Origin of the sequence: Flavihumibacter cheonanensis (assembly GCF_022352215.1) — a bacterium.
Taxonomy (GTDB): Bacteria; Bacteroidota; Bacteroidia; order Chitinophagales; family Chitinophagaceae; genus Flavihumibacter; species Flavihumibacter cheonanensis.
The window spans coordinates 1,854,260-1,867,902 of the sequence record NZ_JAKRWF010000001.1 but is presented as its reverse complement, the minus strand read 5'-3'; the positions used below and the strand labels follow the sequence as shown (position 1 = coordinate 1,867,902).

Here is a 13,643-nt window from a genome sequence, read left to right as displayed (position 1 = left end):
AAACAATCTGTTGGTATGTAGATATACCTAGCAAAAAAACGCGGGTTTTTACTAAGATTCCATGGTTTATGGGTAAAAAAAGAGGCTATCACGTTGATGCGTAGCCTCTGTTTTAATATGTAAGTTGATTAGCCGGCGAATTGCTGGCGGATGATATTCAGGGCCGCTCCAGCTTTGAACCATTCAATCTGCTGTTCATTGTAGCTATGGTTGGCCTGTATAGTATCAGTACTTCCATCAGCGTGGTGTAATACCAGCTCAAGGGGTTGTCCAGGGGTAAAGCTGGTCAGTCCGTTGATGTCAATGGTATCATCCTCGAGGACTTTTTCATAATCGTTTTTGTCGGCAAATGTCAGCGCCAGCATGCCCTGCTTTTTCAGGTTGGTCTCGTGAATGCGGGCGAAGCTCTTAACCAGTACTGCACGAACGCCCAGGTGTCGGGGTTCCATCGCAGCATGTTCACGGCTGGATCCTTCACCATAGTTTTCATCGCCAACTACGATGGAGCCGATACCAGCTGCTTTGTAAGCACGCTGTGTGGCAGGAACCGGACCGTATACTCCGGTCAACTGATTTTTAACGGAATCCGTTTTTTCATTGTAGAAGTTTACGGCACCGATCAGCAGGTTGTTAGAGATATTATCGAGGTGACCGCGGAATTTTAACCAGGGACCAGCCATTGAAATGTGGTCAGTTGTACACTTGCCTTTTGCCTTGATCAGGAGTTTCAATCCTTTGAGATCAGTTCCTTCCCATGCAGGGAATGGATCCAGGAGTTGCAGGCGCTTGGACGCGGGATCTACTTTTACCTGAACTGCACTGCCATCTACAGCAGGAGCCTGGTAACCGGCGTCTTCAACAGCGAATCCTTTAGGAGGCAATTCATTTCCACTGGGGGGATCCAGTTTTACCTGCTCACCTTTTTCATTGGTTAAAGTGTCTGTAAGTGGGTTGAAGGTAAGATCACCGGCAATCGCCAGCGCTGTTACCAGCTCGGGAGAAGCAACGAATGCATAGGTATTTGGGTTACCATCCGCCCGCTTCGCGAAATTGCGGTTGAAAGAGTGAACAATGGTGTTTTTTTCCTGCTTTTCCGCACCCATTCGATCCCACATACCAATACAGGGGCCACAGGCATTTGCAAAAACTTTCGCTCCGATCTGGTCGAATGTACTAAGGAAACCATCGCGCTCAATGGTGTAGCGAACCTGCTCAGATCCTGGAGTGATCGTGAATTCTGCTTTGGTTTTCAAACCTTTTTCAGCAACCTGGCGGGCGAGGCTCACAGCGCGACTGATATCTTCATAGGAAGAATTCGTACAGGAGCCGATCAAACCAACTTCAACTTTTGTCGGCCATCCGTTTTTGGCAGCTTCTTCCTTCATTTTGGAAATAGGCGTAGCGAGGTCGGGAGTGAATGGTCCGTTCAAATGAGGTTCCAATTCGCTCAGGTTGATTTCGATCACCTGATCGAAATATTGCTCAGGGTTCGCATATACTTCAGGGTCAGCTGTTAGGTGTTCGCGGATGCCATCAGCAAGTGCGGCAACTTCAGTACGACCAGTAGATTTCAGGTAACGGCTCATGCTTTCATCGTAACCGAAAGTGGAAGTGGTTGCACCAATTTCCGCACCCATATTACAAATGGTGCCTTTTCCGGTACAGCTCATGCTGGTGGCACCTTCGCCGAAATATTCAACTACTGCCCCGGTTCCACCTTTTACAGTCAGGATACCTGCCACTTTCAGGATTACATCCTTGGGGGCTGTCCAGCCATTGAGTTTTCCGGTCAGTTTGATACCAATTAATTTGGGCATTTTCAATTCCCAGGCAAGGCCACTCATTACGTCACAGGCATCTGCACCGCCTACACCAATTGCGATCATACCAAGACCGCCAGCATTTACCGTGTGGGAATCGGTTCCGATCATCATACCACCGGGGAATGCATAGTTTTCAAGAACCACCTGGTGAATGATACCAGCACCGGGTTTCCAGAATCCGATACCATATTTATTGGAAACGGAAGCAAGGAAGTCGTATACTTCACTGCTTTCATTAACGGCACGGGCAAGGTCCGTTTTGGAGTCGTCCTTGGCTACAATCAGGTGATCACAGTGAACTGTGGAGGGAACAGCCACTTTGTTCCGACCGGCCTGCATGAATTGCAAAAGTGCCATCTGGGCGGTAGCGTCCTGCATGGCAACCCTATCGGGCGCAAAATCTACATAACTTTTTCCTCTTTCATATGCCTGGGTGGCATCTCCCTGCCAGAGGTGGGCGTACAATATTTTTTCGGTGAGGGTTAGCGGGCGGCCAACTACCTGGCGGGCTTTAGCAACCCGATCCGGAAACTGGGCGTACACTTTTTTAATCATCTCGAGGTCAAAAACCATAACGATTGTATGTTTGAAGTTTGCTATTTCAGTAAATTTTCCGAAACACCGCGAAATTACCGATAAAAGCGATTTGTTTTTAACCTTTGCTCATTGTATTTGTTAGAATTTACTAATTTGGTGATATGAAAAACTTCAAACACTTTATAGAATGGCATGTGTTTGGCGTTTGCTCCTATATGGGAGAAAAAATGGGCATCGCCCCTGCCACCATCCGTAAGTACTTTATGTATATCTCCCTGCTCACCATGGGCTCGCCGATTATTTTCTACACAATCGCCGCCTTTTGGATGAACATAAAACAATATATCTACGACCGAAAAAGAAACCCCCTTCGCTATTTCTGATTGCCCCTTTTGTTGAAATGGTAGGATAGTCCGATTCCTAATTGTGCCATTCTTACAATAGGGAGGCTATCGCCATTGGTTATGCTGGTCAGGCCATAAGTGTATGAAGCATCCAGGCTAAGTCCATTCTTAAAACGGTAACCGAAATGAGCCAGCGCATCCACGTTAACGCGGTTGTATTGTGTCATGGCAAACCGGAGCGGGGAGACCCGGTCACCTGATTTTTGAGAACCTGCAATCGCTGCGCCAATGGATGGTCCTATTTGGGCAAAAAAACCCCTGTTGGTTTTAGAAAAATCATATTGAAGCAGAACGGGGATTTCAATGTAGTGAATCCGGAATTGTTGGGCGGGTTCCTGTTTGTCGGCAGGCAACTCGTAACCGTGAAGGCTGTATTGGATGCGGGGGGTAAAATATAATTGCTTATCAAATTCAACTCTTATTCCCGCTCCCGCTATGAAGCCATTCAGATGATTGGTGGAATTTTTTTTTAAGGTTGCTTTGTCAATAATCCGGGCAGAACTGGTATGCCATCCGGCGCGAACCTGCCAGGTAACGGGTTGCGCATAAGCAAGCATAGAAAGGGTCAATAATACGACCATGGGTACGATACGAATAACCATAAAATAGAATGTTTAAAGGGTATTTTATGGTTTCTCTCTGGAACTGGAAGGAATTAAAGAGGATTGGACAAAACAAAATAAAGCGGAATTTTCAGTACTTGCAAACCTTTCAGGGTTTTGCTGCCATTTTTTCGTTGAATGATGCAGTGCCTCCTCTGGGAATGGAGAGTGATTGCCAGTTCGTCTGGCGATACATTTTGCCCAGATACACGATTTGTCCCACGTGGGAGGAATGATGTGCCAATTGCCGGTTGATCGCATCCAGTGCGGAATGCGCTTCAGTTCGGATGGTGACGGTTTTGGTAAGGTCATCCGGCTCCAACTGGTCGAGTGTGTCGAAGAGGCAATTCCAGCCTTCTTCCCAAAGATGCAGAAGATCGTTTTTGCTGAGATGCTTCCCGGGGTTGAATTCTTCTTCCCGCTGGCGCCAGGGTTTTTCACCGTCTTCAGTCAGAAAATTGGTAAAGCGGCTGAGCAGGTTGCCGTGCATATGTTTAACAATAGTAGCAATGCTGTTGGAATCTGCTGCAGGGATGTGGTTAAGCTCTTCTTCACTTAATTGGGAAAAGGTATTATCACCCAGTTTTTTGTAGGCTCTGAATTGCTTTTTCGTGCTGTCGAGGTATAGTTGTCCGAGATTCATATTGCGGGAAATTGATAACGATTAATAAGCAAGTGCGGCGTCATCGCCTCTATTATCTCCAACGGCTTCAATGCTTCCATCTTCTTTTATCAGGATCAGCTCGGTTCTGCCGATGGGCCCTCTTTTTTTAATGGTATAACCCATGGCTTCGAGTTGTTGAATTAAGTTTTCCGGGAAGCCTGGTTCTGTATAAATCACATCCGGCAGCCATTGCATATGGAATTTGGGTGCGTTTACTGTAGTTGCTGCATCCAGTTTAAATTCTAATGTGTTCATGAGGGTTTGGTAAACGGAAGTAGTGATGGTTGTTCCACCGGGAGTTCCTGTAATTATATAGGGCTTGCCATTTTTCAGCACGATAGTGGGAGTCATTGAACTCAACATCCGCTTTCCGGGTACGATGGCATTCGCCTCACCACCAACTGCACCATACATATTGGGTACGCCAGGTTTTACGCTAAAATCATCCATTTCATTGTTAAGCAGGAAGCCTGCACCGCCTACAACTGTATGGGATCCATAATTGCCGTTCAGAGTGGTGGTAACCGCTACTGCATTTCCTTCACTATCGTATACACTCAGATGGGTGGTTTCTTCTGATTCTTTGTAAGCGGTGGGTAGCGTGCCCTCGATAATATCTCTACTGTTACCCGCTTTACCAGGCTCGTATAACCGAAGTCTTTGCTGGATGTATTCCTGGCTCAGGAGTTGTTGAACAGGTACTTTATAAAAATCCGGGTCGCCGAGGTATTTGGCGCGATCGGCATATGCCAGTCGTTCAATTTCCGTCATTAGTTGAACAGCTTCGAGAGAATGAAAGCCATAGCTGGCGATGGGGTAGGCTTCCGTCATTTTCATCATCATGGGAAGAAGCACGCCTCCGCTGCTGGGCAGCGGCATGGTAAGTACCTGATATTCCTTGTACCTGAACAGGCTGGGGCTGCGTTCAATTGCACGATAGTTACGAAGGTCTTTTTTGGAGATAATGCCCTTGCCACGTTGCATTTCCGCAGTAATTAAGCTGGCTGTTTTTCCTTTGTAAAAACCGTTTCTGCCTTTGTCACGGATACGGATAAGTGTAGCGGCGAGCTCGGGTTGAAAAAGCGTGTCGCCTGCTTTCCAGGACTGGTTTTTGGTAAATGCTTGAGGACGGGTATTGTTTTTTTGAAAATCTTGTTGGTCTCCGTTCAGGTTGCGGGCTTCTGCTTCAGTTATGACAAACCCGTTTTGCGCCAGTTCTATAGATGGTTGAACGAGGTCCCTGAACGGAAGTTTGCCATATTGATGTGACTGCCATAAACCGGCTACGGTTCCTGGTACGCCGGCGGCGAGATGCCCGTGCTGGCTTTTATCGAGATTGGGACTTCCATCCGGATTGAGGTACATATCGCGATGGGCTTTCCCCGGAGCTTTTTCGCGATAGTCCAGTGTAATTTGTTTGCCATTGGCTAACTGGGCTACTAAAAATCCACCACCACCCAGGTTGCCTGCTCCCGGGTATACGACAGCCAGTGCCAATTGGGTAGCAATGGCAGCGTCCATGGCGTTTCCTCCTTTTTGAAGAATGGCGAGTCCCGCTTGTGTGGCCAATGGATGGGCTGAAACCACGGCGCCGCTTCTACCGGCAGCCTTTTTGTTACTGGAATAAGAGTAGGGAGTGAGGTTGGTTTGTGCGCTTGCTGCAAAAGTGATCAGAACTGCCAGCAGCACACCAGTTATTCGGGTCTTCATCCCCCGAAATTAGTAAAACTTCCCTTCACCCGTCCGGTGCCACCGGACGGGTGAAGTTAGTCGAGCATGAGGTTCATGTTTTTGAGTAAGTAGTCCTCTGCCTGAGTTTCATGATGTTTTATGAGTTGATCTTGTCCGCCAAAAAAATCCAACATGGTTGAGGTGTCTAAAAAAGATGCTCTGTTATATTTAAAATAACTGTAGGAGGAATATGGATAGTCTTCCCAATTTTCAGTTTTTCCATGGTGTAATGGATTTCGGTGAATGTACCAGAAAACCCAGGCCAACTGGCCATCATTTTTTATAGGGATTCTGTTAAATGGACGTAAAAAAAGTCCGCCTTTGCGCTTGTATTTATAGTTGAACCGTTTGGCATGAATACTTTGAAGACGATTTACAGCTTGACTAAATTCAAATCCACTTGCATGTTCACGAATCCTCACTAGTAAGTGGTAATGATTGTCCAGTATGCAGTAAGCGTTCAAATTAGCTACCGGCAGGATTATTTTTTCGATATCTGTCAGGTAATCATCGTAATCGAAAAAATGTTTGAATAACACATCCTTTCCAACTGCCCTGTTACAAACATGATAAAATATCCCGGGTTCCATTATATGTGTATTTGAAGTCATGTTTCAAAGGTCTTTTGATTGATTAATTCTTGCAAGGGTGGGATTACCTGTTTTGCTTAGGTCTTTTCACCCGTCCGGTGCCACCGGACGGGTGAAGGAAGAATTTCCTTAGCTTCGGAACTTTGTTCAGTAACTTGAATAACATATATATGAGAAGACTAATTTGTTTGGCGGGAGTCCTTCTGGTGGTATCAGGAACCCATGCACAGCTAAAATCACCGGAGGCATTTTTAGGATACAAGGTAGGTACTCACTACACTCCCCATTACCGGATCGTGCAGTATTTTCAGCACCTCGCCAAGGAAGCTCCCCAGCAACTGAAACTGGAGCAGTACGGAGAAACCAATGAAGGGCGTCCTCTTTTACTGGCAACCATCGCCAGTACTCAAAATATGTCCAATATCGAAGCCATTCGAACCAATAACCTTCGGCTTGCGAATTCCACCCGTGATAAAGCAGCACCAAATGAAAACGCACCTGCTATTGTTTGGCTGAGTTATAATGTGCATGGTAATGAAACCTCCTCATCCGAAGCGGCAATGCTGACCGCCTATGAACTGGTTAATCCATCCAATTCCAGATCACAACAGTGGCTGCAGAATACGGTGGTGCTGATTGATCCCTGTTTGAATCCAGACGGACGCGACCGCTATGTAAACTGGTATACAACTGTAATCGGACAAACGATCAATCCGGAGCCCATCGCAAGAGAACATCGCGAACCCTGGCCTGGAGGAAGAAGCAATCATTATAATTTTGATCTGAACCGCGACTGGGCCTGGCAAACCCAAAAGGAAAGCCAGCATCGGCTAAAAGTATACAATACCTGGTTGCCTCAGGTACATGTTGATTTTCATGAGCAGGGAGTTAATGAGCCTTATTATTTTGCGCCTGCTGCGGAACCCTTTCATGAAGTGATAACGCCCTGGCAGCGGGAATTTCAGACCATGATCGGAAAGAATCATGCCCGTTATTTTGACAAAGAAGGATGGTTGTATTTCACTAAAGAGCGCTTCGATCTCTTTTATCCTTCTTACGGTGATACCTATCCGACCTATCATGGTGCTATCGGTATGACCTATGAGCAGGGAGGCATCCGGGCCGGATTGGGAATCATCAATGAAGATGGTGATACACTAACCCTGGTTGATCGCGTTCAGCACCACTTTACAACCGGTATCAGTACGGTGGAAATCACTTCTCAGCATGCAGCCCGCGTTGTGAAAGAATTCAGGAATTACTTTACCAATGTGTTGGCAAAACCAGCAGGTGAGTTCAAATCCTGGGTAATCAAAAATGATGGAACAGATCGCGTGAGTCGTCTCACTTCTTTGCTTGATAAAAACCTGGTTGACTGGAGTTATGCATCCAGTGCCAGTTATTCCGGTCTCAATTATTTTACCGGAAAATCAGAAAGCTTTAAGGCAGAGCCGGGAGATATTGTAATCAACCTGAATCAGCCCAAAGGGAATTTCGTAAAAGTATTGTTTGAGCGTAACTCAGCCATAACCGATTCGGCTACCTATGATATTACCGCATGGTCCATGCCCTATGTGTATGGATTAAAAGCATATGGTGTAACAAATTTTATTACTGCCACCACAAAAACTACCCCCGCCTTTAAGGATATAGCAGTTGATCCTAACGCATATGCATATGCGATTAAATGGGATGGTTTAAACAGTGCTAAATTCCTTGCTGCTGCGTTGAAAAAAGGATTGAAAGTACGATTTACCCAGCAGCCTTTCCAATCAGGAAATCAGAATTTCGAAAAAGGAAGCCTGCTGGTAACCAAAGCTGCCAATTCTGGGAAAGATATCCTTAAAGAAGTTCAGCAAATCGCTGCTGAAACCCAATCGCAGCTTTATTCCATTCCTTCCGGTTTCGTCGACAAAGGATATGATTTTGGTTCCAGTAATGTTCGAATCATTAATGCTCCCAAAGTGGCATTGTTGGCAGGAGAGAATATTTCATCTTTGGGCTTTGGTGAACTGTGGCATTTCTTCGATACACAATTGAAGTATCCTGTAACTGTAATGAGTGCCAATGATTTTATCCGCGAGGGCATGAATACCTATGATGTGCTGATACTGGCAGATGGAAGTTATGATTTCTTCAATAAAAAGGAACTTAATGATGACCTGAAAGCCTGGGTTCGCAGGGGAGGCAAAATCATTGCACTTGAAAATGCCGTTGCGCAAATGGCAAGGGCCGACTGGGGAATCAAAATGAAAGATGGGGAGGATAAAAAATCAGAGGGAAAATCAGATTATTCAGTGTTGAGAAAATTCGAAAACAGGGAGCGCGACTGGCTGAAAAATAGTATGCCGGGATCCATTTTCCGTCTTGAACTGGATAACACACATCCGCTTGGATTTGGTTACCCTGATTATTATTACAGCCTCAAACAAGATGGCAATCTTTACGAATTCTTTAAAGAAGATGGTTGGAATGTGGGCGTGATTAAACGCGATAATTATGTAAGTGGATTTGCAGGTAGCGATATCCGTCCCAAATTAAATGACGCGCTGCTGATCGGTGCGCAGGATATGGGCAGGGGACAGGTAATCTATTTTGCAGACAACCCGATCTTCAGAAGCTTTTGGGAAAACGGAAAGCTGCTGCTTTGTAACGCATTATTTTTAACAGGACAATAAGAGTTTCACCCGTCCGGTGGCACCCGTCCGGTGCCACCAGACGGGTGAACTTTTGTATTTTACAAAACAATGAGCAACTATTTACGCGCCTTTGTTTTAGGGGCATTTTTACCAATCAGTCTGCTGGCGCAACAACCGGTCAGTAAATCTTCTGCCGATATTTTGCAGGGATTACAAAAATTAAAAGTGCTGGGATCTGTGCTGTATATTGCTGCACACCCCGATGATGAAAATACCAGGCTGCTGGCTTACCTGGCAAATGAAAAAAAATATCGAACCGGTTATCTGTCATTAACCCGCGGCGATGGTGGACAAAACCTGATCGGAGATGAACAGGGCGTTTCACTTGGACTGATCCGGACACAGGAACTGCTGGCCGCCCGGAGAATAGATGGTGCTGAACAATTTTTCACAAGAGCTTTTGATTTTGGGTTCAGTAAATCCACAGATGAAGCATTGCGCATCTGGAATAAAGAAAAAATACTGGCGGATGTTGTATTCGTGATCAGGCGGTTTAAACCAGATGTTATAATCACACGTTTCCCCCCTGATAGCCGGGCTGGGCATGGACACCACTCCGCATCAGCAGCGCTCGCTATTGAAGCATTCAAAGCATCCGGTGATCCGAATCGTTTTCCGGAGCAGTTTGTGATGACGGAACCGTGGAAGCCTAAACGAATTTTGTGGAACACCTACAATTTTGGTGCTAATAATACCCAAAGCGAGAATCAGTACAAGTTAGATGTTGGGTTATTTAATCCTTTACTTGGTAAAGGATATGGTGAAATATCAGCGGAAAGCAGAAGCCAGCATAAAAGCCAGGGTTTTGGCGTGCCTGCACAACGAGGTCACCAATATGAATATTTTGCACATACAGATGGCGATCCGCTTAACAATGATCTCTTTGATGGCGTAAGCACAGACTGGTCGAGAGTGAATGAAAACCAACTCAATGCTTCCATTGATTCGATCATTCAACAGTTTAGTCCGGTTAATCCGTCAGCCTCTGTACCTTCCCTGGTGCGCCTGTATAACAAAATAGAGTTGACTGTTCGGGATTATTACTGGAAGACAAAAAAGAAAGCAGAAATTCAGCAGCTGATAAATGCCTGTTTGGGTTTTTATGTGGAAGCAGTAGCCAATCAACAGGTAGCAGTAACAGGTGATTCGCTGCAAATCAGTTTCAATTTGATAAATGCCAGTAAGGTTCCTGTTAAAGACCTGAGCCTTGAACTGGAAGATACAAGTTTCCAATTTGCACCAGTGGCTGCAGGCAATGAATACCTGAGCAAAAAGATTTCGCGCCGGATTGTTGAAGACTTTAATAAAACGCAACCGTACTGGTTACGGGAGCAAATGGATTCCGGAAGTTTTACAGTAAAAACCCCCAGTTTGATTGGCAATCCTGAACTCCAGTGGGATGAGATTGAACTGCGGTATAAAGTGGAGAATACAGAGTTTCGCCAGCGCATTCCGCTTCAATATAAATTTACGGATCCGGTAAAAGGCGAAATCTATCAGCCGGTTATGGTTGTTTCTCCAGTTGTATTAAGCCTGCAACCCGGTGTGGTCCTGCAAAATCTTGTTCCTAAAAATCCTCAATACCTTCAGCTGATTTATAAAAGTTATCAGCAACGGGATACGGTAAAGGGAAGATTACTGTTTGACCTTATGGAAGGGGAGAAGAATATACAAAAAAGCCTTTCCTATACGTTGCCACTTCCAAAAAACACCATGCAGTCGGTTACTTTGCCATTGGATACATTGTTCAAGGGGAAAGTTCCGGATCGTATTTACCCCTGGGTAGAAATTCCGGAGACGAACAGGAGGGTCCGATACAACAATGGCCTGAAAATGATTCAATACGATCATATTCCGAACATGCATTATTTTTTGCCAACCAGCGTTACAGTGGTAAAAGAGGAGATTCGGGTTGTTGGAAAAACGGTTGGATATATTCCTGGTTCCGGAGATGCAATTCCGGAAGCTTTAAAACAGATGGGATATTCAGTTGTAGTATTGGATGAAGTAACGCTTGGGTCCTATGATCTTAAAAAGCTGGATGCAATAATTACCGGAGTAAGGGCTTACAACGTAATGGAATCTCTCGGTAACCATTACACGAAATTGATGGCTTATGTGGAAGGCGGTGGTAATCTTATTGTTCAATACAATACCTCCAACCAACTCGGAACAGTTAAGTCAAAAATTGGTCCCTATCCCTTTTCGATTGTACGTAACCGCATTACGGATGAAAATGCACCCGTTACCTTCATCAATCCAACTCACCCGGTACTAAATTTTCCGAATAAAATTACACAGGTTGATTTTGAGGGATGGAAGCAGGAGCGAAGCATATATCATGCGTCGAATTTTGATTCCCGATTTGAAACTATCCTTTCCATGAATGATCCGGATGAGAAGCCGGATGATGGTAGCCTGATTATTGCGAAATACGGGAAAGGTTATTTCACTTATACGGGATTGGTTTTCTTCCGCCAATTGCCTGCAGGTGTGCCCGGGTCTTACCGGCTGTTGGCGAATCTTATCGGCTTAAATCAGAAAAAGCAATTCTAACATGGCAGCGAATAACAACAGCAGAAGAGATATCGGAATTGCGCTGGCGATCGGCATAGGGCTGATCATCGGGATTTTTATCAAACGGGTTCATATTGGCTTATTAATTGGACTAGGCATCGGCTTGCTGAGCGCCGGCCTGATTTCTGGCCGAAAAAAATAATTTCACTTTAGCACGGCAATTAGCATCCTCCGTGAAGGAGAGAATGAAATGAATTTCATGCAAGAACAGGAAAAAATCCCCGTATTTAAAAGCTGGAAGGCCTGGTACATTTTTGTGCTGGTCCTGCTGGTGCTGCAGATCATTGCCTTTCACTTATTTACCCGTTATTTTTCATGAGTGTATTAGACTGGATCATATTGGCGGTTGTGCTTTGCAGTATCATCTTTTATGGTTTATACCGCAGTGCCAGCAGCAAAAACCTGGATGGTTATTTTCTTGGGAACCGATCTCTGCCCTGGTATCTCGTTTTGTTAAGTATCATGGGCACGCAGGCAAGTGCTGTAACTTTTATTTCTGCACCCGGACAAGCATTCGATGATGGTATGCGGTTTGTGCAATACTATTTTGGACTACCCATTGCCATGGTGGTGATTTCTATCTTTTTCGTACCCATCTTTCACAGGCTCAAAGTATACACCGCCTATGAATACCTGGAACAGCGATTCGACAAAAAGACAAGAACCTTTACCTCTATATTGTTCTTACTTAGTCGGGGTTTATCAACCGGCATCAGTATCTACGCGCCCTCCATCATTCTCTCTTCCTTGTTGGGCTGGAATATTTATCTGACCAATATTTTCATGGGCGGACTTCTGATTATCTACACTGTTACCGGAGGTGCAAAAGCGGTTGCGTATACCCAGCAATTGCAACTGATTATCATTTTCTCCGGCATGTTTATCGCAGCTTATATGATGGTGCATCTACTGCCAGAAGGTATCGGATTTATTGATGCGCTCAAAGTGAGCGGGCAAATGGGCAAATTGAACGTGATTACCAGCGGTCAAACAGAAAACGGTTTCAACTGGTCAGACCGCTATAATATCTGGAGTGGAATCATTGGTGGCTTTTTTCTATCACTATCTTATTTTGGAACGGATCAAAGCCAGGTGGGGCGTTATCTCACAGCAAAGAGCCTTACCGAAAGTCGTATTGGCTTACTTATGAACGGCATCGTAAAAGTGCCCATGCAGTTTGCGATCCTGCTGATTGGGGCACTTCTTTTTACATTTTATCAATTTAACCAGGGGCCTGTTTTTTTTAATAAAGCCGTATCTGCCAATGTGGTAGACGCAGCCGCCAGAGAGGAACTTGCCAGCATTGAAACTGCTTTTGAACAGAAATCAGCAAAACAATCCAGCCTGGTTAGTCAATACATAAAGCAACCAGAGAATACGGTTATAGCTGAACAGATCAAGGCCAATCAACAGGAATTGCAGGAATATCGCAAAGAATACAAATCCACACTCAAAAAAGCGGCACCACTGGCTGACGTGAATGATACGAATTATGTATTCCTTCGATTCGTGGTGGACCATCTGCCGGAAGGCATAGTGGGCTTGTTAATTGCAGTGATCTTTCTTGCTTCCTGGGGTAGTATAGCCGCTGCCTTGAATTCCCTGGCATCCAGTACCGTATGCGATATTCATAAACAATACTCCAAAACTGAATTCACACCCATAGGAGAGTATAAAATGTCGAAATGGTATACACTTGGATGGGGGTTGTTTTGTATTGGTACCGCCCAATTCGCAAATAATATGGGCAGCCTGATTGAAGCCGTTAACGTATTAGGGTCGTTATTCTACGGAGTAATTCTTGGCATTTTCCTGGTGGCTTTCTTTTTTAAATGGGTGGGTGGTACCGCCACTTTCTGGAGTGCAGTAATAACTGAGGCTATAGTGGTACTGATCTTCTGGAAAGGGAAAATGGCCTTTCTCTGGTTGAACCTGGTTGGAGCAGTGGTATTAATTCTGCTTGCTATTCTGATTCATGCAACGATCGGAAATAAAAAGCAGTCAATGCCTTAAAGC

10 protein-coding genes are annotated in these 13,643 nt (G+C 45.0%); 5 read left to right on the top strand and 5 right to left on the bottom strand.

Going from position 1 to position 13,643, the window contains the following annotated elements; genetic code table 11:
* Positions 1 to 128: 128 nt before the first annotated feature.
* Positions 129 to 2,396: an aconitate hydratase gene (locus tag MD536_RS08250; RefSeq protein WP_239597674.1), complete on the bottom strand. Its 2,268-nt coding sequence runs from the start codon at positions 2,394 to 2,396 to the stop codon at positions 129 to 131.
* Positions 2,397 to 2,521: 125 nt separating this feature from the next.
* Here MD536_RS08250 and MD536_RS08245 point away from each other — a divergent pair, with 125 nt between their 5' ends.
* Positions 2,522 to 2,743 carry a PspC family transcriptional regulator gene (locus MD536_RS08245; RefSeq protein ID WP_234864351.1) on the top strand — a complete coding sequence of 74 codons (222 nt, stop codon included), beginning with the start codon at positions 2,522 to 2,524 and terminating at the stop codon, positions 2,741 to 2,743.
* Here MD536_RS08245 and MD536_RS08240 read toward each other — a convergent pair.
* The 4 genes from MD536_RS08240 to MD536_RS08225 all read right to left on the bottom strand — a co-directional run bounded on the left by MD536_RS08240 (position 2,734) and on the right by MD536_RS08225 (position 6,372).
* Positions 2,734 to 3,366 carry a porin family protein gene (locus MD536_RS08240; protein ID WP_239597666.1) on the bottom strand — a complete coding sequence of 211 codons (633 nt, stop codon included), beginning with the start codon at positions 3,364 to 3,366 and terminating at the stop codon, positions 2,734 to 2,736. The genes MD536_RS08245 and MD536_RS08240 overlap by 10 nt on opposite strands.
* Positions 3,367 to 3,475: 109 nt before the next feature.
* On the bottom strand, positions 3,476 to 4,009 hold the full coding sequence (locus tag MD536_RS08235; protein WP_239597663.1) for a DUF1572 family protein: 534 nt from the start codon (positions 4,007 to 4,009) through the stop codon (positions 3,476 to 3,478).
* A gap of 21 nt (positions 4,010 to 4,030) precedes the next feature.
* Entirely contained in the window at positions 4,031 to 5,740 is a 1,710-nt protein-coding gene (ggt, locus tag MD536_RS08230; protein ID WP_239597661.1) for a gamma-glutamyltransferase, read from the bottom strand.
* 56 nt (positions 5,741 to 5,796) lie between these two features.
* A complete protein-coding gene (locus MD536_RS08225; protein WP_239597659.1) occupies positions 5,797 to 6,372 on the bottom strand; it encodes a hypothetical protein in 576 nt (191 codons plus the stop codon).
* A gap of 149 nt (positions 6,373 to 6,521) precedes the next feature.
* Here MD536_RS08225 and MD536_RS08220 point away from each other — a divergent pair, with 149 nt between their 5' ends.
* The 4 genes from MD536_RS08220 (at position 6,522) to MD536_RS08205 (ending at position 13,640) form a co-directional block, all read left to right on the top strand.
* A complete protein-coding gene (locus MD536_RS08220) occupies positions 6,522 to 9,029 on the top strand; it encodes a M14 metallopeptidase family protein (RefSeq protein WP_239597656.1) in 2,508 nt (835 codons plus the stop codon).
* Between the two features lie 69 nt (positions 9,030 to 9,098).
* Complete coding sequence (locus MD536_RS08215; RefSeq protein WP_239597654.1) at positions 9,099 to 11,606, top strand: PIG-L family deacetylase; 2,508 nt, start codon at positions 9,099 to 9,101, stop codon at positions 11,604 to 11,606.
* Between the two features lies 1 nt (position 11,607).
* Positions 11,608 to 11,769, top strand: coding sequence for a hypothetical protein (locus tag MD536_RS08210; protein ID WP_239597651.1), 162 nt, complete (start codon positions 11,608 to 11,610; stop codon positions 11,767 to 11,769).
* Between the two features lie 173 nt (positions 11,770 to 11,942).
* Positions 11,943 to 13,640 (top strand): sodium:solute symporter family protein, encoded by a 1,698-nt coding sequence (locus MD536_RS08205; protein ID WP_239597648.1) that lies wholly within the window; start codon positions 11,943 to 11,945, stop codon positions 13,638 to 13,640.
* Positions 13,641 to 13,643: the final 3 nt, after the last annotated feature.